The organism is Streptomyces sp. NPDC086080, assembly GCF_044540255.1.
Taxonomy (GTDB): domain Bacteria; phylum Actinomycetota; class Actinomycetes; order Streptomycetales; family Streptomycetaceae; genus Streptomyces.
Genome location: NZ_JBITRU010000025.1, coordinates 64,960 through 82,468 on the forward strand (window position 1 = coordinate 64,960; position 17,509 = coordinate 82,468).

Annotated in this window: 20 protein-coding genes; 10 read left to right on the plus strand and 10 right to left on the minus strand. The window is 71.0% G+C overall.

Features of this window, described 5'->3' with window-relative positions; translation table 11 throughout:
* Positions 1-201: 201 nt before the first annotated feature.
* Complete coding sequence (dusB, locus tag ACIF9R_RS26305) at positions 202-1,404, minus strand: tRNA dihydrouridine synthase DusB (protein WP_399984759.1); 1,203 nt, start codon at positions 1,402-1,404, stop codon at positions 202-204.
* A gap of 176 nt (positions 1,405-1,580) precedes the next feature.
* On the opposite strand from dusB, the gene ACIF9R_RS26310 reads away from it, so the two are divergent.
* On the plus strand, positions 1,581-1,787 hold the full coding sequence (locus ACIF9R_RS26310; RefSeq protein WP_399984761.1) for a hypothetical protein: 207 nt from the start codon (positions 1,581-1,583) through the stop codon (positions 1,785-1,787).
* Between the two features lie 163 nt (positions 1,788-1,950).
* Here the strand turns inward: ACIF9R_RS26310 and ACIF9R_RS26315 are convergent, their stop codons facing one another.
* A complete protein-coding gene (locus ACIF9R_RS26315) occupies positions 1,951-3,333 on the minus strand; it encodes a glycine--tRNA ligase (protein WP_399984764.1) in 1,383 nt (460 codons plus the stop codon).
* Positions 3,334-3,493: 160 nt separating this feature from the next.
* On the opposite strand from ACIF9R_RS26315, the gene ACIF9R_RS26320 reads away from it, so the two are divergent.
* The 4 genes from ACIF9R_RS26320 to ACIF9R_RS26335 all read left to right on the plus strand — a co-directional run bounded on the left by ACIF9R_RS26320 (position 3,494) and on the right by ACIF9R_RS26335 (position 6,679).
* Positions 3,494-4,513 carry a metal ABC transporter substrate-binding protein gene (locus tag ACIF9R_RS26320; protein ID WP_399984767.1) on the plus strand — a complete coding sequence of 340 codons (1,020 nt, stop codon included), beginning with the start codon at positions 3,494-3,496 and terminating at the stop codon, positions 4,511-4,513.
* Positions 4,514-4,536: 23 nt separating this feature from the next.
* Positions 4,537-5,304, plus strand: coding sequence for a metal ABC transporter ATP-binding protein (locus ACIF9R_RS26325; protein ID WP_399984770.1), 768 nt, complete (start codon positions 4,537-4,539; stop codon positions 5,302-5,304).
* Positions 5,304-6,206 carry a metal ABC transporter permease gene (locus tag ACIF9R_RS26330; protein WP_399984773.1) on the plus strand — a complete coding sequence of 301 codons (903 nt, stop codon included), beginning with the start codon at positions 5,304-5,306 and terminating at the stop codon, positions 6,204-6,206. Before ACIF9R_RS26325 ends, ACIF9R_RS26330 begins: the two co-directional genes overlap by 1 nt.
* 62 nt (positions 6,207-6,268) lie before the next feature.
* A complete protein-coding gene (locus ACIF9R_RS26335) occupies positions 6,269-6,679 on the plus strand; it encodes a Fur family transcriptional regulator (RefSeq protein ID WP_399984775.1) in 411 nt (136 codons plus the stop codon).
* Between the two features lie 288 nt (positions 6,680-6,967).
* Here ACIF9R_RS26335 and ACIF9R_RS26340 read toward each other — a convergent pair whose 3' ends face one another.
* The 4 genes from ACIF9R_RS26340 to ACIF9R_RS26355 are packed head-to-tail and all read right to left on the minus strand — an operon-like array spanning position 6,968 to position 9,030.
* Positions 6,968-7,819, minus strand: a complete 852-nt coding sequence (locus ACIF9R_RS26340; RefSeq protein WP_399984777.1) for an isoprenyl transferase — start codon at positions 7,817-7,819, stop codon at positions 6,968-6,970.
* Positions 7,820-7,840: 21 nt separating this feature from the next.
* Complete coding sequence (gene recO / locus ACIF9R_RS26345; RefSeq protein WP_399984779.1) at positions 7,841-8,587, minus strand: DNA repair protein RecO; 747 nt, start codon at positions 8,585-8,587, stop codon at positions 7,841-7,843.
* 21 nt (positions 8,588-8,608) lie between these two features.
* Positions 8,609-8,824, minus strand: coding sequence for a hypothetical protein (locus tag ACIF9R_RS26350; protein ID WP_399984782.1), 216 nt, complete (start codon positions 8,822-8,824; stop codon positions 8,609-8,611).
* Complete coding sequence (locus ACIF9R_RS26355) at positions 8,821-9,030, minus strand: hypothetical protein (RefSeq protein ID WP_399984785.1); 210 nt, start codon at positions 9,028-9,030, stop codon at positions 8,821-8,823. Before ACIF9R_RS26355 ends, ACIF9R_RS26350 begins: the two co-directional genes overlap by 4 nt.
* Before the next feature lie 115 nt (positions 9,031-9,145).
* On the opposite strand from ACIF9R_RS26355, the gene ACIF9R_RS26360 reads away from it, so the two are divergent.
* Together ACIF9R_RS26360 and ACIF9R_RS26365 are read left to right on the plus strand one after the other, a co-directional pair.
* Positions 9,146-9,979, plus strand: coding sequence for a helix-turn-helix domain-containing protein (locus ACIF9R_RS26360; RefSeq protein ID WP_399984788.1), 834 nt, complete (start codon positions 9,146-9,148; stop codon positions 9,977-9,979).
* Positions 9,961-10,275, plus strand: coding sequence for a DUF397 domain-containing protein (locus tag ACIF9R_RS26365; RefSeq protein WP_399984790.1), 315 nt, complete (start codon positions 9,961-9,963; stop codon positions 10,273-10,275). The genes ACIF9R_RS26360 and ACIF9R_RS26365 overlap by 19 nt, the downstream gene beginning before the upstream one ends.
* A 26-nt stretch (positions 10,276-10,301) precedes the next feature.
* Here ACIF9R_RS26365 and ACIF9R_RS26370 read toward each other — a convergent pair whose 3' ends face one another.
* The gene (locus ACIF9R_RS26370; protein ID WP_399984792.1) at positions 10,302-10,751 is read right to left on the minus strand and encodes a hypothetical protein; all 450 of its coding nucleotides are present in this window, start codon (positions 10,749-10,751) and stop codon (positions 10,302-10,304) included.
* A 228-nt stretch (positions 10,752-10,979) separates the two neighbouring features.
* Here ACIF9R_RS26370 and ACIF9R_RS26375 point away from each other — a divergent pair, with 228 nt between their 5' ends.
* From ACIF9R_RS26375 to ACIF9R_RS26385, 3 genes are all read left to right on the plus strand, one after another.
* On the plus strand, positions 10,980-12,131 hold the full coding sequence (locus ACIF9R_RS26375) for a sensor histidine kinase (protein WP_399984795.1): 1,152 nt from the start codon (positions 10,980-10,982) through the stop codon (positions 12,129-12,131).
* Positions 12,128-12,784 (plus strand): response regulator, encoded by a 657-nt coding sequence (locus tag ACIF9R_RS26380; protein WP_399984797.1) that lies wholly within the window; start codon positions 12,128-12,130, stop codon positions 12,782-12,784. The genes ACIF9R_RS26375 and ACIF9R_RS26380 overlap by 4 nt, the downstream gene beginning before the upstream one ends.
* A 184-nt stretch (positions 12,785-12,968) precedes the next feature.
* Complete coding sequence (locus ACIF9R_RS26385) at positions 12,969-13,316, plus strand: hypothetical protein (protein ID WP_399984800.1); 348 nt, start codon at positions 12,969-12,971, stop codon at positions 13,314-13,316.
* A gap of 31 nt (positions 13,317-13,347) precedes the next feature.
* Here ACIF9R_RS26385 and ACIF9R_RS26390 read toward each other — a convergent pair whose 3' ends face one another.
* The 3 genes from ACIF9R_RS26390 to ACIF9R_RS26400 all read right to left on the minus strand — a co-directional run bounded on the left by ACIF9R_RS26390 (position 13,348) and on the right by ACIF9R_RS26400 (position 17,412).
* Entirely contained in the window at positions 13,348-14,010 is a 663-nt protein-coding gene (locus ACIF9R_RS26390) for a response regulator (RefSeq protein ID WP_399984802.1), read from the minus strand.
* Entirely contained in the window at positions 14,007-15,269 is a 1,263-nt protein-coding gene (locus ACIF9R_RS26395; RefSeq protein ID WP_399984805.1) for a sensor histidine kinase, read from the minus strand. Before ACIF9R_RS26395 ends, ACIF9R_RS26390 begins: the two co-directional genes overlap by 4 nt.
* Before the next feature lie 61 nt (positions 15,270-15,330).
* A complete protein-coding gene (locus ACIF9R_RS26400; protein WP_399984807.1) occupies positions 15,331-17,412 on the minus strand; it encodes an MMPL family transporter in 2,082 nt (693 codons plus the stop codon).
* Between the last annotated feature and the right edge of the window lie 97 nt (positions 17,413-17,509).

A 17,509-nucleotide genomic window follows, 5' to 3' on the forward strand; every position in this document is an offset into this window, starting at 1 on the left:
CCCAGGCGGGGCCAGCCACCCGAGGACGAGACAACCCCCGGAGGGCGGGCCAGCCACCGGACGCGGAGACAGCCACCCCAGGCGGGGCCAGCCACCCGAGGACGAGACAACCCCCGGAGGGCGGGCCAGCCACCGGACGCGGAGACAGCCACCCCAGGCGGGGCCAGCCACCCGAGGACGGGACAACCCCCGGAGGGCGGGTCAGCCGCCGGAGGCGTCGAGTTCCGCTTCCTCGCCGACACCCGCGCAGTCGTACCGGTCCTTCAGCCAGCCGTCCGGGAGCACCACCCGGTTGTTCCCGGACGTACGGCCGCGGGGGCCGTCCGCGCCGGTGGGCCAGGGCTGGTCCAGGTCCAGTTCGTCGAGCCCGGCCCGCAGCTCCTCCAGGGACGAGGTGATCGCGAGCCGCCGCCGCATCTCGGAGCCGACGGCGAAGCCCTTCAGGTACCAGGCGACGTGCTTACGGAAGTCGATCACCCCGCGGGACTCGTCACCGATCCACTCGCCGAGCAGGGTGGCGTGCCGGACCATGACGTCGGCCACCTCGCGCAGCGCGGGCCGGACGAAGGCGTCGGTACGCCCCTCGAAGGCCGCGACCAGGTCCGCGAACAGCCAGGGCCGACCGAGGCAGCCCCGGCCCACGACCACTCCGTCACAGCCCGTCTCGCGCACCATCCGCAGCGCGTCCCCGGCCGACCAGATGTCGCCGTTGCCGAGCACCGGGATCTCCGGGACGTGCTCCTTCAGCCGGGCGATGGCGTCCCAGTCGGCGGTGCCGCCGTAGTGCTGGGCGGCGGTACGGCCGTGCAGCGCGATGGCGGTCACACCCTCCTCGACGGCGATCCGGCCGGCGTCCAGGTACGTCAGGTGGTCGTCGTCGATGCCCTTGCGCATCTTCATCGTCACCGGCAGCTCACCGGCGCCGCCGACCGCCTCACGCAGGATGGACCGCAGCAGGTTCCGCTTGTACGGGAGGGCCGAACCGCCGCCCTTGCGGGTCACCTTGGGCACCGGACAGCCGAAGTTGAGGTCGATGTGGTCGGCGAGGTCCTCCTCCGCGATCATGCGGACGGCCTTGCCGACGGTCGCCGGGTCGACGCCGTACAGCTGGATGGAACGCGGCTGCTCGGTCGCGTCGAACCGGATCAGCTGCATGGTCTTCTCGTTGCGCTCGACCAGCGCCCTGGTCGTGATCATCTCGCTGACGAACAGGCCCTTGCCACCGCTGGCTCCGTCCTTTGATTCGCCTCCGGCGAAGGAACGGCACAACGTACGGAACGGCGCGTTGGTGATCCCGGCCATGGGCGCGAGCACAACGGGCGGCCGGACGGCGTACGGGCCGATGGGAAGGACGGTGTTCACCGCGTTCGGGGTCGTGTTCATGGTCGGCGAGGGCATGGGCATTCCCTCATTGTCCCGCATGCCGCGCGGCACTCGGCACGCGTGTCCTCCCGGTGCTGCCCCCGGCACGAACCCCACCGACCCGTACCCATTGATGTCGCTCTTGCTGCACACTCCTTGTCGTCCCCGAACCGGGGCACAAGAACGGCACCACCCACACGCGGACCGCCGGAGGCACCATGCCGCAGATCGACACCAGCAAGGTCAGCCGCTGGGACCTGCACGGTCGGGAGCACACCGTCCGCGTCCTGCGCACCGGGGTACAGCGCACGCTGCGGTGCGGCACCTGCGGCTGGCGCAGAGGCGCCCAGTTCCTGCCGTGGCTCAAGGCGCAGGAGCACCTGGCGGAGGCGCACCAGGCGACGGTGGACCCGACGATGACATGAGCCCACCCACCGGCCGGTCGGCCGGTGGGTGGGCTCGGGCGAGGGTCCAGGGGCAGCGCCCCCGGCAGGGTCCCGGCAGGGTCCCGGCAGGGTCCCGGCAGGGTCCCGGCAGGGTCCCGGCAGGGTCCCGGCAGGGTCCCGGCAGGGTCCCGGCAGCCGGAGGCTAGGCGCCGATCAGCCGCGAGGCCAGGTACCCCTCGATCTGGTCGAGGGACACCCGCTCCTGCTTCATGGTGTCGCGCTCGCGCACCGTCACCGCGTTGTCGTCCAGGGTGTCGAAGTCGACCGTGACGCAGAACGGCGTACCGATCTCGTCCTGGCGGCGGTAGCGGCGGCCGATCGCACCGGCGTCGTCGAACTCGATGTTCCAGTTCTGCCGCAGCGTCTGCGCGAGCCCCTTCGCCTTCGGCGACAGCTCCGGGTTGCGGGACAGCGGGAGCACGGCCACCTTCACCGGGGCGAGGCGGTGGTCGAGCCGCAGCACGGTCCGCTTCTCCATCTTGCCCTTGGCGTTGGGCGCCTCGTCCTCGACGTAGGCGTCGAGCAGGAAGGCGAGCATCGCCCGGCCGACACCGGCCGCCGGCTCGATGACGTACGGCGTCCAGCGCTCGCCGGCCTCCTGGTCGAAGAAGGACAGGTCCTGGCCGGAGGCCTTGGAGTGGGCGCCGAGGTCGTAGTCGGTGCGGTTGGCGACACCCTCCAGCTCACCCCACTCGCTGCCGCCGAAGTGGAAGCGGTACTCGATGTCGGCGGTGCGCTTGGAGTAGTGGGAGAGCTTCTCCTTCGGGTGCTCGTACCACCGCATGTTCTCCTCGCGCAGGCCGAGACCGGTGTACCAGTTCCAGCGCTGCTCCATCCAGTACTCCTGCCACTGCTCGTCCTCGCCCGGCTTGACGAAGAACTCCATCTCCATCTGCTCGAACTCGCGGGTGCGGAAGATGAAGTTGCCGGGCGTGATCTCGTTGCGGAAGGACTTGCCCATCTGGGCGATGCCGAACGGCGGCTTGCGGCGCGAAGTGGTCTGCACCTGGGCGAAGTTGGTGAAGATGCCCTGGGCGGTCTCGGGGCGCAGGTAGGCGACGGAGCCGGAGTCCTGGGTCGGGCCGAGGTGGGTGGAGAGCAGACCCGAGAACTGCTTGGGCTCGGTGAAGGTGCCCTTGTTGCCGCAGTTGGGGCAGTTGAGATCGGTCAGGCCGTTCTCCGGGGCGTGGCCCTTCTTCTCCTCGTACGCCTCCTCCAGGTGGTCCGCGCGGAACCGCTTGTGGCAAGAGGTGCACTCGGTCAGCGGGTCCGTGAAGGTCGCGACGTGACCGGAGGCGACCCACACCTCGGGGGCCAGGATCACGGACGAGTCGATACCGACCACGTCCTCGCGGGAGGTGACCATGTAGCGCCACCACTGGCGCTTCAGGTTCTCCTTGAGCTCGACACCCAGCGGTCCGTAGTCCCAGGCGGCCCTCGTGCCACCGTAGATCTCACTACTGGGGAAAACGAAGCCACGGCGCTTGCTCAGGCTGACGATGGTGTCGATCTTGTCGGCGGCCACGGTGCTCTCTTCATTACGACGACGGGCGACGGAGCGAGATTGCTTCCAGCGAAGCTCTCAGGCTACCGGCGCGGCCTGCCCCGCCACCAATTCGGTGCCCCTTACATGCCCTCACGTGCATTGTTGACAACGGTTTCCATATTAGTTGAAAATGAGTGTCATGAACGTACGACGACACCACATATCCGCGGCCGCCCTGGCCGCGGTCACCGCCCTCGGCCTCGGCACCCTCACCGCCTGCTCCTCCGACAGCGCGGCCGCGGGCGGCACCGGCACGTTCGACGTCGTCGCGTCGTTCTACCCGATGGCCTTCCTCGCCGAGCAGATCGGCGGCGAGCACGTCCAGGTCACCAGTCTCACCGAGCCCGGCCAGGAGCCGCACGACCTGGAGATCAGCGCCAAGCAGACCGCGCAGCTCCAGGAGTCCGACGCGGCCCTCTATCTCAAGGGCCTCCAGCCCACCGTCGACGAGGCCATCGGCCAGTCCGGGGTCGAGACGAAGATCGACGCGGCCACCCTGACGTCCCTGGAGTCCCACGGCACCGAGGCCGACGGCCACGAGGACGAGCACGCGGATGAGCCCAAGGACGAGCACGCCGACGAGCACGCCGGCGAAGACACCCACGAGGACGAAGAGCACGGCCACGAACACGAGGACGGCCAGGACCCCCACATCTGGCTCGACCCGGTCAAGTACGCCGAGGTCGCCGAGGGAGTCGGCAAGGCCTTCGAGAAGGCGGACCCCGACCACGCCGCCGACTACAAGAAGAACACCGCGGCCCTGGTCGGCAAGCTGAACACCCTGGACGAGAAGTTCGAGACCGGCCTCGCCGGCCGGAAGACCGACGTCTTCATCACCACGCACGCCGCCTTCGGCCACCTCGCGGAGCGCTACGGCCTGACCGAGGAGGCCATCAGCGGCCTCAGCCCCGAGTCCGAGCCCAGCGGCGCCCGCGTGAAGGAACTCCAGCAGACCGCGAAGGCCGACGGCGTCACCACCGTCTTCTACGAGACGCTCGTCAGCGACAAGACCGCCAAGACCCTCGCCGCCGACGCCGGACTCGGCACGGACGTCCTGGACCCCCTCGAAGGCATCACGGACGACTCCCGCGGCGACGACTACTTCCAGGTCATGGAAGCCAACCTGAAGGCCCTGCAGACGGCCCTGGGCGCCAAGTGACCGCCCCCTCGGAGGTGGGCAGCATGACCGAGCACGTCATCTCCCTGCGCGGCGTCCGCGCCGAGCTGGGCTCCCGGCCCGTCCTGCGCGGCGTCGACCTCACCGTGCGCCGCGGTGAGGTGGTCGCCCTGCTCGGCGCCAACGGCTCCGGCAAGTCGACGGCCGTGCGCGGGATCATCGGCCAGGTACCGCTCACCGCCGGTGAGATCGAACTGTTCGGCACCCCGCGGCACCGGTTCCGCGACTGGGCACGCGTGGGCTACGTGCCGCAGCGCACCACGGCCGCCGGCGGCGTGCCCGCCACGGTCACCGAGGTCGTCTCCTCCGGCCGCCTCGCCCGCACCCGCTTCGGCCTCTTCCGCAGGGCCGACCGCGAGGCCGTACGCCACGCCCTGGACCTCGTCGGCATGGCGGACCGCGCCAGGGACTCCGTCGACGCGCTCTCCGGCGGCCAGCACCAGCGCGTCCTCATCGCCCGCGCGCTCGCCGCCGCCCCGGAACTGCTGATCATGGACGAGCCGATGGCGGGCGTGGACCTGGCCAGCCAGGAAGTCCTCGCCGAGACCCTGAGGCACCAGGTCGCCGAGGGCGCCACCGTCCTCCTCGTCCTGCACGAACTGGGCCCGCTGGAGCCCCTGATCGACCGGGCGGTCGTCCTGCGTGACGGCTGCGTCGTGCACGACGGCCCGCCCCCGAAGGCCGTCGGCCAGCACGCCCTGCCCGGCCACGACCACGTCCACCCCCACGCCCCCGCGGGCGCCGAACCGATCCGCACAGGACTGCTGAGCTGATGGAGATCCTCGACTACGCCTTCATGCAGCGGGCGCTGCTCGCCGCCGTCCTGGTCGGCATCACCGCCCCCGCCGTCGGCATCTACCTGGTCCAGCGCCGCCAGGCCCTCATGGGCGACGGCATCGGCCATGTCGCCATGACCGGCGTCGGCCTCGGCTTCCTGCTCAGCTGGTCCCCGGTCTGGATGGCGGCCCTGGTCTCCGTCCTCGGCGCCGTCCTCATGGAACTGGTCCGCTGGCACGCCAAGGCCCGCGGCGACATCGCCCTCGCGATGCTCTTCTACGGGGGCATGGCCGGCGGCGTGATGCTCATCAACCTCGCCCCCGGCGGCTCCACCGGCAACCTCTCCTCGTTCCTCTTCGGCTCCCTGTCCACGGTCTCCGAGTCCGACGTCACCGCGATCTGCGTGCTCGCCGCCTTCGTGGTCCTCGTCACCGTCGGCCTGCGCAAGCAGCTCTTCGCGGTCAGCCAGGACGAGGAGTTCGCGCGGGTCACCGGCCTGCCGGTGCGGTTCCTGAACCTGCTCACGGCGGTCACGGCCGCGGTGACGGTCTCCGTCGCGATGCGCGTGGTCGGCCTGCTGCTGGTGAGCGCGCTCATGGTGGTCCCGGTGGCCGCGGCCCAGCAGCTCAGCCGGAGCTTCGCCGCGACCTTCGCCATCGCCGTCGCGATCGGCGTGAGCGTGGCCATCGGCGGCACGGTCACCTCGTACTACCAGGACGTGCCGCCCGGCGCGACGATCGTGCTGCTGACCATCGCCGCGTTCATCGCGCTGACCGCGCTGGCCACCCCGCTCACCCGCCGCCGCGCCCGGGCCCTGGCCGCGGCACAACCCGGCGACGATCCCACGGAGTGCGTGATCCCGGCTGGCCGCACGGCCGGCGACGGGGTCGGCGCCTGACCGTCCTCAGCCCGGGCTGGCACAATGGCCCGGGCAGACGCCGGACGCAAGGAGGCAAACCCGTGACGACCGCAGGACCGCCCGTGAAGGGCCGGGCCACCCGGCAGCGTGCAGCGGTGGCGGCTTGCCTCCAGGAGGTCGACGAGTTCCGCAGCGCGCAGGAACTGCACGACATGCTGAAGCACAAGGGCGACTCGGTCGGCCTCACCACGGTCTACCGCACGCTCCAGTCCCTCGCCGACGCCGGCGAGGTCGACGTCCTGCGCACGGCCGACGGCGAGTCCGTCTACCGCCGCTGCTCCACCGGCGACCACCATCACCACCTGGTCTGCCGCAGCTGCGGCAAGGCGGTCGAGGTGGAGGGCCCGGCGGTGGAGAAGTGGGCCGAGGCCATCGCGGCAGAACACGGCTATGTCAACGTGGCCCACACGGTAGAGATCTTCGGCACCTGCGCGGAGTGCGCCACGGGTTGAGCCGAGCGCGACACCGCCGTGGGGCCGGGGCGCGCCGGCGGCGTCAGATGCGTAGTGGCGGGTCGCGCAGTTCCCCGCGCCCCTGGGGCGCTCCCACCAGCCGCGTGTCAGCCCCCCTGCCCGCAAGCTAGCTGCGGGCAGTCGTGCCTCCCCCAGTGCCCTGAAGGCCTGGGAGGTGCCCCCAGGGCGGCACGGGTGGGCGCTGGGGGTACTCCCTCTGGGGGAGGCACCCCGCACGCGCGGGTGAGCGAAGCCCACCCCCGCCCGGCCCCCACACCGGGCACCGCCTCAGCCCCGCTGCTCCGCCTCCGTGGGCCGCCCCTCCATCGCCAGCAGCTCCTCGTTCGGGATCGCCCCGCCGAACCGCCGGTCCCGCGAGGCGAACTCCAGGCAGGCCCGCCACAGATCGCGCCGGTCGAAGTCCGGCCACAGCACGTCCTGGAAGACCATCTCCGCGTAGGCGCTCTGCCACAGCAGGTAGTTGGACGTGCGCTGCTCGCCGCTCGGCCGCAGGAACAGGTCCACGTCCGGCATGTCCGGGTAGTACATGTACCGCTGCAGCGTCTTCTCGTTCACCTTCGACGGGTCGAGCCGCCCCGCCCTCACATCCTCCGCCAGCGCCTGCGCGGCGTCGGCGATCTCCGCCCGCCCGCCGTAGTTCATGCAGAAGTACAGGGTCAGCCGGTCGTTGTCCTTGGTCTGCTCCTGGGCGATCTGCAGCTCCTTGGCCACCGACTTCCACAGCTTGGGCATCCGCCCGACCCACCGCACGCGGATCCCCAGCTCGTCCAGCTGGTCACGCGTCTTGCGGATGAAGTCCCGGTTGAAGTTCATCAGGAAGCGCACCTCGTCGGGCGACCGCTTCCAGTTCTCGGTGGAGAAGGCGTACAGCGAGATGGCGCCCACACCCATCTCGACCCCGCCCTGGAGCACGTCCAGCACCCGCTCGGCGCCGACCTTGTGCCCCTCCGTACGCGGCAGACCGCGCTCCTTCGCCCAGCGCCCGTTGCCGTCCATGACGATCGCCACATGCTTCGGGACCAGTTCCCCGGGGATCTTCGGGGGCCGCGCGCCGGACGGGTGCGGTTCCGGCGTCCTGTACTCCCGGCGCTGCCGCCCCAGGAACCCGCGTACGGCCATGTGTCTCTCGTCTCCTCGTGCCTACTTCTCGACGTACCTCAGCGAGCGCAGCCCGCGCTCCAGATGCCAGTGCAGGTACGCGGACACCAGCCCGCTCCCCTCCCGGACGTACCGTGCCTCGCACGCGTCCGCGGTCCCCCAGTCTCCCGTAAGCAGCGCTCCGAGGAGTTCCAGGGCCTGCGGCGAGGGTACGACGCTGCCGGGCACCCGGCAGTCGGCACAGATGGAACCGCCCGACGCGACCGAGAAGAACCGGTTCGGCCCGGGCATCCCGCACTTCGCGCAGTCGGTGAAACTGGGCGCGTACCCGTTGACGGCGAGGGAGCGCAGCAGGAACGCGTCCAGCACGAGATGCGGCGCGTGCTCGCCCCGTGCCAGGGTCCGCAGCGCGCCCACCAGCAGCAGGTACTGCTGCACCGCCGGCTCGCCCTCGTGGTCGGTGAAGCGCTCGGCTGTCTCCAGCATGGCCGTCCCGGCGGTGTAGCGCGCGTAGTCCGTCACGATCCCGCTGCCGTACGGTGCGATCGTCTCGCTCTGCGTGCACAGCGGCAGGCCGCGCCCGATCAGCTCGCTGTTCTTGGAGAAGAACTGCACGTCCACGTGCGAGAACGGTTCGAGGCGCGCGCCGAACTTCGACTTCGTCCGGCGCACCCCCCTCGCCACGGCGCGTACCCGTCCGTGACTCCGTGTGAGCAAGGTGATGATCCGGTCCGCCTCACCCAGCTTCTGGGTGCGCAGCACGATGCCGTCGTCGCGGAACAGACTCATGGCATCCATTGTCGCCCACGTTCACGGCACCTCCCCCCGGCTGCGGGCGTTGGCGTACGCCGTCGCCGCACGCAGCCGCTCGGCGGGGGTCGCGTGCCGCAGGACACCGGGATCGGCGTCCCACTCCCGGCCGCCGCCGTACGGTCTCAGCTGGACGTAGGGCCCCTCATGCCCCATGACGATGCCGATCCGCTCGGTCCCGGTGTCCACGACGTACGCGCCGACGGGCGGTTTCACCGCGGCACCGCCGCGATGATCCGCCGCGCGGTCTCCACCGAGCACCGCCCCAGTTCGACCAGCGGACAGGGTGCCTCCCGCGCGAGACTCACCGGGTCCAGCCCCAGTGACGGCAATGAGATTCCTGCCTTCGCGAGTGCCGCCCGCAATTCCCTCACCACTTCCTCCGCTTCCTCGACGCAGTACGCCGCATGCCGTGCCGTCACCCTGATTCCCTTCACCTTCGACTTTCACTCTTCGTATCCCAAGAGTGACGCTGAGTGCCTACACTCGGAAGGGGTTTGCGCTCTACAACTGCGGCGCTGCACAAAGGGGTTAACAATGGCCAACGGTTCGCGCCAGGCGGCATGGGAGTTCTTCGGAGCGGAGCTGAAGCGACGCCGGGAGGACGCGGGGTTCACGCAGGTGGAACTGGGGACGCGGGTCTTCGTCTCGGGCGGCTACATCGGCCAGTTCGAACAGGCCATTCGCAAGCCGCAATTGGACGTGGCCCAGCGGATCGACGAGGCGCTGCAATCCGACGGTATTTTCGAGCGGCTGTGCAGAAAGCTGATCGACGACCGGCGGTACGCGGATTACTTCGCGAAGGCAGCGGAGTTGGAGACGCTGGCGATCAGTATCTGCGAGTTCGCGCACGCGTTGGTGCCGGGCCTCTTGCAGACGCCGGCCTATGCGAGGGCGGTCACCCTGGCTATGAATCCCTTCGCCTCCGATGAGTTCATCGACGAGAAGGTGTCGGGTCGCATGGAACGCGGACGCATCCTCGCGGACGCAACTCGGCCGGAGTACTGGGCGATCCTGCACGAGAACGTCCTACGGATCCCGGTTGGCGGGGAGACCGTGATGGCTGAGCAACTGGAGCACATCGCGACGCTCGCGCGCGAGCGGGCAGTGGCGGTGCAGGTGCTGCCGTACACGGCTGGTGGGTATGCCGTGATGACCGGAGATCTCCGGCTCATGGAGTTCGAGGACGCGCCGCCAACGGCCTATACAGAAGCCGTGTATTCGGGGACTCTGCTGGACGATCCGGCCGTGGTGAAGAGAGCTCAGTCGGCATACGATCTGCTCAGGACGGACGCGCTGCCACGAGAGGCGTCCCGGGTACTGATCGAGTCGGCCGCGGAGGACTTCAGACAATGCGCGAGTACGACCTGAGCGAGGCACTCTGGCGCCGGAGCACTTACAGCGACGGCAACGGCGGCAACTGCGTCGAAGTCGCCCACGACTTCCCCGGCGCCGCCCGCTGGCGCAAGAGCACTCACAGCGGCGGCGACAGCGGCGAGGATTGCCTCGAAGTAGCCGACGGAGTCCCCGGCGTTGTCCCCGTCCGGGACAGCAAGTTGGACACCGGCGGTCCAGTGATCGTCGTCGGGTCGGCCACCTGGACGGAGTTCGTCCGCACCGTGGGGCCCTCATACGAGAACCGTCAGCGCTTCGGACCGAAGCGCTGACGGTTCCCCCTCCCCCCGGGCCGCAGCTACCAGGCAGCCTCACCGCACGCCGAGCTGCCGGTCGTGTAGTTCCACAGGCAGACGCGGGAGCCCGCGTTCGTACCGTTCCAGTGGTACCCGGTCGCCTTCTTGCTGTTCAGGATCCAGTACGCGTTCGAGACGGCCGTCCAGTCGTAGCCGCCGGATCCCACGCGCTTGCGCTGCAACACGAAGAGGCATTCGTGGTTGTTCCACGACTGCCCGAGGGCCTGGACGTATCCGTCGGAGGTCCTCTTGTTCAGCCACCCCTTGCACTGCCCGACCACGACGTCCTTGCCGGGAATGTACCCCTGCACGGACACGTCCGACTGGCCGGCCTGAGCCGGAACCGCCTGGGCCGGAGCAGCCTGTGCCGCGCCGCCGGCGAACAGTGCCGCCGTCGCGGCGACGGCGACGCCAAGCGCCGCTGAACGGGTGCGGGTACGCGGGAAAGGCATGTTTGTCCCCTTCGGTTCATCGACTGCTAAGTCCTCGCGGATGACGCGATGCGGGCGGACGGTGTTGTCCTGCCGTGATGTGACGCTACGGTCCACGCCTTCCCCCCGCGTCCCACAAGGGGTTGAACTCCCCGCCGAACCCCCGGGGCAGCCGCGCGGTTCCTACAACTTCCGTGGTACCGCGAAAGTTTGACGCTCCCGCACCCGACCTCGCCGTACGCTGCTGCGATGCGGATCCGCTCCCTCGCCGTCGACGCGTTGATCGCGGCGGCACTGACCGGTGTGGCCCTGCTGCTGGGGCCGGAGGCCGCGCGTCAGGGTCAGGAACCGCTCGATGCGACCGCCTACGCACTGGTGGTCCTGGTCCACCTGCCGCTGGTGTTCCGCGGCCGGGCGCCTGCCGTGGTCTGCTGCCTCGTACACGCGGCCTGGCTGGTGTACGTCGCCGCCGACTACTGGGCCGTGGTGGGCAGCTTCGGTCCCATGCTCGCCGTCTACACCGTCGCCGCCTCCCGGGCACGACGCTTCTCGGTCCCCTGCGCGGCGCTGATGGGGGGCGTCTGGATCTACGCGGGCGTGGTGAGTCACACGGACGCGTGGCCGTCCGTCGTCGGGCAGGCCGTGGTCTATCCGGCGGTGCTCTGGCGCTTCGGCTTCGACGCCCGCCGCTCGGCCGAGTTGACCCGGCAGCTGCGCCGGGAACAGGCTGAGCGGGCCCGGCGCGAGGTGGCCGAGGAACGCGGCCGGATCGCCCGCGAACTGCACGATGTGGTCGCCCACCACATGTCCGTGATCTCCGTGCAGACCGGTCTCGCCCGGTTCGTCTTCGACACCGACCGCGCCACCGCACGGACCGCGCTCGACACCATCGACGCCACCGGCAAGGAGGCCCTCGACGAGCTGCGGCGCATGCTCATGGTGCTGCGCTCCGACGGTGACGGCGCCCCGGCCGGCCCGATGCCGGGCCTGGCCCGCCTCGACGAGATGGCCGGACGCATCCGGTCCGGCGGAGTGCCGGTCACCGTCACCGTCGAGGGCACGCCGCGCCCGCTCGCCCCCGGTGTGGACCTGTGCGCCTACCGGGTGGTGCAGGAGGCGCTCACCAACGTCGTGAAACACGCGCCCGGCGCGCGTGCGGAGATACGACTGCGGTACGAGCCGCATCAGCTGATCGTTTCGGTCACGGACGACGGGGAGGGGGTGATTTCGGCCAGAGTACGCAGCGACGGCGGTCATGGCTTGCTGGGCATGCGCGAACGGGCCAAGCTCTACGGTGGGCAGATCAGTATCGGCCCGCGGGAGCAAGGTGGCTTCGCCGTGCGGCTGACCCTTCCGACCTCCGCGCGGGCGACAGGACGGGGGGACGACGCCACCAGATGACCAGGGTGCTCGTCGTCGACGACCAGTTCCTGATCCGGGCCGGACTGGTGGGCCTGCTGCGGGCCGCTCCGGGCATCGAGGTGGTGGGCGAGGCCGGGGACGGCGCGGAAGCCGTGGCGCTCGCCGCCGAGACCACGCCCGAGGTGATCCTGATGGACATCCGGATGCCCGGAATGAATGGCATCCAGGCCATCGAACGCATTTTGGCCCAGGCCGCCGATCCCGGGCCCCGGATCCTGGTCCTCACCACCTTCGACCTCGACGAGTACGTGTACGGGGCGCTTCGCGCGGGAGCCTCCGGGTTTCTGCTCAAGGACTCCGGACCGGAACGACTGCTCGCCGCAGTGACCGCCGTCGCCGGGGGTGACGCGCTCTTCGCGCCCAGCGTCACCCGCCGCCTGGTCGAGGCGTACGCCCGCCAGACCACCGGCGAACAACCCGTGGAACTGAACGCGTTGACCTCCCGCGAACTGGAGGTCCTGAAACTGATCGCACGCGGACTGTCCAACCCGGAGATCGCCCACCGTCTCTACATCAGCGAGGCGACCGTCAAGACCCATCTGAACCGCACGATGACGAAACTGGACCTGGACAGCAGGGCACAGGCGGTGGTGGTGGCGTACGAATCGGGCCTGGTCACGCCGGGCGCATAGCAGCGAGGAGCGCGGACCTCGGCCGTGCGGCACCGCCCCCGCTACCCCGTGTGCCGTTCGTCCGACCGGACGATGAACTGCCGATGACGCCGTTGGTGTGACGTTTCGCCCCGGTCGCAACCGGTCCCCCGACCTGCGTACTCCTGTCCTGCAGAACCGACACCCCTTCGGTGAGGAGTCCGCCATGACCGCGACCGCTTTCGAGTACGGCCCGAACCACCACGCCGTCCAGGACGCCCCGAGCGCCGCCTGGTGGCCCCCGGCGGAGGGGCAGTCGGCGGGCGACTACCTGCTGGCCCCGCCGAACCCGGCCACACCGCTCGCCCCGCCGAACCCGGCCGACCGCCTCGGCACCGCCGCCGGCCACACCGCCATCGACCCGCGCGACCGCCGCCGCCTGGAACTGCACGCCGCCCTGACCGCCGCCGGCATCCCGCCGCGTCCCGAGGACCGCGAGGCCATCGAGAGCCTGAGCGCCCTGTCCGGCGGCATCAACAGCACCATCCAGCGCTGGCTCCACCACAGCCTGTGAGCCGCCGGACCGGGCCGGGCCGCTCACCCGCTCACCCGCTCCCCGGCGCCACCAGACCCGACTCGTACGCCACGATGACGAGTTGAGCCCGGTCCCGCACCCCGAGCTTGCCCATGGTCCGGCTCACATGGGTCTTCGCGGTGAGCGGGCTCAACCCCAACGACTCGGCGATCTCGGTGTTGTTGAGGCCGCGCGCGACCAGCGCCAGCACCTCGCGCTCACGATCGGACAGGCACTCGGGACCCCCGGCGACGGGCGCCGACGGAGTGCGCAGGAAACGTTCGATGAGGCGGGCCGTCGGCCCCGGTGACAGGAGCGCGTCGCCGGCCGCCACCGTGCGGATGGCGTCGAGGAGTTCGGCGGGCCTGGTGTCCTTCACCAGGAAGCCGGAGGCGCCGGCGCGCAGCGCGTCCACGATGTTCTCGTCGGTGTCGAAGGTGGTGAGGACGAGGACCCTGACCCCGGCGAGGTCCTCGTCGGCGGCGATCAGACGGGTCGCCTCGATGCCGTCGAGGTCGGGCATGCGGATGTCCATGACGACGAGGTCGGCGCGCTCGGTGCCGGCCAACTCCGCCGCCTGCCTGCCGGTGGCGGCCTGGCCGACGACCTCCATGTCGGGCGCCGACTCGACGAGCATCGCGAACGCCTCCCGTACCAGGGTCTGGTCGTCGGCGAGCAGCACGCGGATGGTCATCCGGTCGCTCCTTCCCGGGTCGCGGCGGTCCTCAGCGGCAGGGTCGCGGTCACCTGGAAGCCCCCGCCCGTCCGGGGTCCGGCGTCGAGCGTGCCCCCCACGCTGCGGGCCCGTTCGCGCATGCCGACGAGACCGAACCCGGGGGTGTTGCCGGGGGTGGGGCCGGTGCCGTCGTCGGTGACGGAGAGATGGAGTGTGCCGTCCTCCTCGCGCAGGTCGAGGCGGACCGCCGGTTCGGGCCCGGCGTGCCGTACGGCGTTGGTCAGCGCCTCCTGGACGAGGCGGTAGGCGGCGGCACCGACGGCGGGCGGAACCGGACCCGACGCCCGGACGGACTGATCCACGCGGGCACCGGCGAGGCGCGCCGCCTCCACCAGGTCGGGCAGGCCGTCGAGGCCGGCCAGCGGGCTCCGGGCGTCCTCGGGACCGCCGTTGTCGCGCAGCACCTCCAGGGTCGTACGGAGTTCACCGCGTGCCGTGCGGCAGGTGCCGGCGATGTCGTCGAGGGCCTTGGCGACGGCTCCCCGGTCCAGGCGTTCGGGATCGGCGGCCAGGACGTGCGCGGCGACGGAGGTCTGCACACCGATGAGGGTGATGCTGTGGGCGAGCAGGTCGTGCAGGTCCCGGGCGATGCGCAGGCGTTCCTCGGCGACCCGGCGCCGGGCCTCCTCCTCGCGTGTGTGTTCGGCGCGCTCGGCGCGCTCGACGATTCCGGCGACGTACTGGCGGTAGAAGCGGACATCGAGGCCCAGGAAGAGCACGGCGACGACCCAGCCGGTGATACGGACCAGTTCCACGAAGCCGTCGGGGTTGGTGAGGGCGTTCATGGTGAGGGTCGTGCCGATGACGACGGTGCCGATGAGCAGGGTGCGGCGCGGTGGGCCGGTCGCGGCGACGGTGTAGAGGGCGACCATGGTCGCGGGGATGGGTGCGCCGTGGATGTTGTCGAGGGCGTGGTAGGGCGCGACCACGGCCAGCACCAGCAGGGGCATGAGCAACGGGCGCCGCCGCCGCCACGCCAGCGGCACGTGGGCGGCGAGCAGCAGCGTCCAGCCGAGCGCGTCCGGGCGGCGGCCGTCGTCGACCAGCAGCGCCAGCACGACGGCCAGTGCGGCGGTGCAGGCGGCGAGGATCGCGTCGTTGCGCACCGCGCGCGGGGCGGTCAGGGGGTCACGGTTGATCGTCGCGATGATCCGCTCACCGGTGCGGGGGCGTTCCACCGCCGTGGGGCTCACTGTCGTCGTCTGCACAGGCTCCATCCTCCGGCAGGAGGGCGCCCCTCCGGGAGGGAGGGGCGCCCAGGGATCGACTCGCGGGTGGCTAGACCGGTTCCGGCTGCCGTTCGCGCGGCGCCGATTCCGGCGCCCGGGACAGCCTGCCGGGCCACCACATCCAGCGGCGCAGCAGCACGCTCGCCGTGGTGACCAGGTAGGTGCGGACGAGGAAGGTGTCCAGGAGGACGCCGACCGCGATGACGAAGCCGAGTTCCACGAGCGCCACCAGCGGCAGGGTGATGAGCACGGCGAACGTCGCGGCGAGCACGATGCCCGCGGAGGCGATCACCCCGCCCGTGGTGCGCAGGGCGGTGAGCGCGGCGGCCTCGGGATCGGCGCCGTTCAGTGACTCCTCCCGCATACGGTGCATGAGGAAGATGCCGTAGTCGACGCCGAGGGCGACCAGGAACACGAAGGACAGCAGCCCGAGTCCGGGGTCGGTACCGGCGAAGCCGAACAGCGGCTCGAAGACCAGTCCGCCGATGCCGAGGGCGGCGCCCCAGACGGCGACCACCGCGCCGAGGAGCAGCAGCGGGGCGACGAGGCTGCGCAGCAGGGCCACAAGGATCACGAACACGGCGGCCAGCACCAGCGGCACGATCACCGAGCGGTCGCGGGCCTCACTGTCGGCGAGGTCGAGCCGCTGGGCGCTGGGGCCGCCGACGTGGGCGCCGTAGTCGTCATCGAGTACGTCGCGCAGGGCCTCGATGGTGCGGGTCTCCCCCGGTGATTCGGGGGCCGCGGTGGCGAACACGGAGATCTCGGTCCAGCCTCCCTCACTGCGTCCGGCGGCGGCCTCGGCGACCCCGTCCGTGCCGCGGGCCTTGGCCAGGACGGCATCGGCCCGATCGGTGGGGGCCATCACGGTGAGCGGCTGGGAACTCCGCTCGGGGTACTCCTCCGCGAGGGTCCGCATCGCGGAGATGGACTCGGGCCGGTCGGTGAACGAGTCCTCCTGTCTGAGGTCGCCGCTGAGGTTGAGCGTGCCGAGGGCGAGCGTGCCGAGGAGTACCGCGCCGCCCGCGAGGACGGCGGCGGGGCGGCGGGCGGCGGACGTCCCCATGGCGGCGAACAGCGACCGGCGTGCCTTCGGCGTGCTGCCGAAGGCGGGAACCAGCGGCCAGAACACACGCCGCCCGAGCAGGACGAGGACGGCCGGGAGCAGGGTCGTCATGGCGACGAGCGCGGAGAGCACCCCGATCATGCCGACCGGGCCCATGCCGCTGCTGCTGTTGAGGTCGGCGGCGAGCAGGCACAGCAGTCCGGCGGCGACGGTGCCGGAGGAGGCGAGGATCGCCGGGCCGCAGCCGCGCAGGGCGGCGTGCATCGCGTCGTACGGCCGCTCGTGGCGGCGCAGTTCCTCGCGGTAGCGGGAGACGAGCAGCAGCGCGTAGTCGGTGCCGGCGCCGAGGACGAGCACGGTCATGATGCCGCCGCTCTGCCCGGTGATGGTGACGTCGAACAGTTCGTGCACCCCGTACCCGGCGGCCATCGCCACCGCTACGGCCACGCCCGCTACGGCGAGCGGGACCAGCCACAGGAACGGGCTGCGGTAGATCAGCACCAGCAGCACGGTGACAACGCCGAGGGTGGCCATGAGCAGGGTGCCGTCGATGCTGTCGAACACCTTGTCCGCGTCGGCGTCGAGGGCGCCCGGCCCGCCGACCTCGACGCTCAGCCCGCCCGAGCCCTCGGTGATCTCGCGCACCCCGTCGACGAACGCGACCATGGCCTCCTCGTCCTGGCCCGGCTGGGTGCTGGAGACCGGGTACATGAGGGTGCTGCCGTCCTCGGAGGGGATCCCCCGCGGATCGTCCGACAGCTTGTAGCCCTTCTCCACCTCGGCGACCTGCCCGGCGGCCACCTCCCGGTCGGCGGCCGTCAGCCCGCCGTCCCGGTGGTAGACCAGCACCAGATCGGTGGACTCCCCGCCGGGCAACTCCTCCTGAATACGCGCTACTTGCGTCGAGTCGGCGCTGTCGGGCAGATAGTCGACCGCCCCGTTCTGCTGCGCCCCGCCGAACTTCCCGGCGAGCGGCCCGACCAGCACGAGCGCGGCCAGCCACAGCCCGACCACCACCCACGGCACCAGGCGCCGTCGCCGTACGTGTGTTCTTGTGTCCCCCATGAGTCGGGGCTCCCCTCCGGTCGCGTCTGGGTCGGTTCCCAGACTCCCGGCGGAAGGGGCACGGATCGTCGGACGTGGGATCGAGTTGCGAGGTACC

Excerpts from the sequence above, each read along its gene's own strand:
- dusB (WP_399984759.1), bottom strand. The coding sequence starts at position 1,404 with ATGCCCATGCCCTCGCCGACCATGAACACGACCCCGAACGCGGTGAAC.
- ACIF9R_RS26310 (WP_399984761.1), top strand. The coding sequence starts at position 1,581 with ATGCCGCAGATCGACACCAGCAAGGTCAGCCGCTGGGACCTGCACGGT.
- ACIF9R_RS26320 (WP_399984767.1), top strand. The coding sequence starts at position 3,494 with ATGAACGTACGACGACACCACATATCCGCGGCCGCCCTGGCCGCGGTC.
- ACIF9R_RS26325 (WP_399984770.1), top strand. The coding sequence starts at position 4,537 with ATGACCGAGCACGTCATCTCCCTGCGCGGCGTCCGCGCCGAGCTGGGC.
- ACIF9R_RS26330 (WP_399984773.1), top strand. The coding sequence starts at position 5,304 with ATGGAGATCCTCGACTACGCCTTCATGCAGCGGGCGCTGCTCGCCGCC.
- ACIF9R_RS26340 (WP_399984777.1), bottom strand. The coding sequence starts at position 7,819 with ATGGCCGTACGCGGGTTCCTGGGGCGGCAGCGCCGGGAGTACAGGACG.
- recO (WP_399984779.1), bottom strand. The coding sequence starts at position 8,587 with ATGAGTCTGTTCCGCGACGACGGCATCGTGCTGCGCACCCAGAAGCTG.
- ACIF9R_RS26360 (WP_399984788.1), top strand. The coding sequence starts at position 9,146 with ATGGCCAACGGTTCGCGCCAGGCGGCATGGGAGTTCTTCGGAGCGGAG.
- ACIF9R_RS26365 (WP_399984790.1), top strand. The coding sequence starts at position 9,961 with ATGCGCGAGTACGACCTGAGCGAGGCACTCTGGCGCCGGAGCACTTAC.
- ACIF9R_RS26370 (WP_399984792.1), bottom strand. The coding sequence starts at position 10,751 with ATGCCTTTCCCGCGTACCCGCACCCGTTCAGCGGCGCTTGGCGTCGCC.
- ACIF9R_RS26375 (WP_399984795.1), top strand. The coding sequence starts at position 10,980 with ATGCGGATCCGCTCCCTCGCCGTCGACGCGTTGATCGCGGCGGCACTG.
- ACIF9R_RS26380 (WP_399984797.1), top strand. The coding sequence starts at position 12,128 with ATGACCAGGGTGCTCGTCGTCGACGACCAGTTCCTGATCCGGGCCGGA.
- ACIF9R_RS26385 (WP_399984800.1), top strand. The coding sequence starts at position 12,969 with ATGACCGCGACCGCTTTCGAGTACGGCCCGAACCACCACGCCGTCCAG.
- ACIF9R_RS26390 (WP_399984802.1), bottom strand. The coding sequence starts at position 14,010 with ATGACCATCCGCGTGCTGCTCGCCGACGACCAGACCCTGGTACGGGAG.
- ACIF9R_RS26395 (WP_399984805.1), bottom strand. The coding sequence starts at position 15,269 with ATGGAGCCTGTGCAGACGACGACAGTGAGCCCCACGGCGGTGGAACGC.
- ACIF9R_RS26400 (WP_399984807.1), bottom strand. The coding sequence starts at position 17,412 with ATGGGGGACACAAGAACACACGTACGGCGACGGCGCCTGGTGCCGTGG.